At 45.5% G+C, this 268-nt stretch carries 1 rRNA gene; it reads right to left on the reverse strand.

The window, feature by feature from the left end:
* Positions 1–187: ribosomal RNA gene (locus AXW61_RS17010) — 16S ribosomal RNA — on the reverse strand; the annotation flags it as partial.
* Positions 188–268 lie beyond the last annotated feature (81 nt).

Consider the following 268-nt stretch of genomic DNA (forward strand, 5'->3'; position numbering starts at 1 on the left):
CCCCGTAGGGCGTATGCGGTATTAGCATTCCTTTCGGAATGTTGTCCCCCACTAATAGGCAGATTCCTAAGCATTACTCACCCGTCCGCCGCTAGGTCAGGTAGCAAGCTACCCTTCCCCGCTCGACTTGCATGTGTTAAGCCTGCCGCCAGCGTTCAATCTGAGCCATGATCAAACTCTTCAGTTAAAATCATTAGTAGCTTATGGCTACAAATCTTGGCTCATCAATTTTCTGACAAATATTTCTCAAATAAACTTCGAGTAATTT

The sequence above is a fragment of the Acinetobacter sp. BMW17 genome (assembly GCF_001592855.1).
GTDB lineage: Bacteria > Pseudomonadota > Gammaproteobacteria > Pseudomonadales > Moraxellaceae > Acinetobacter > Acinetobacter johnsonii.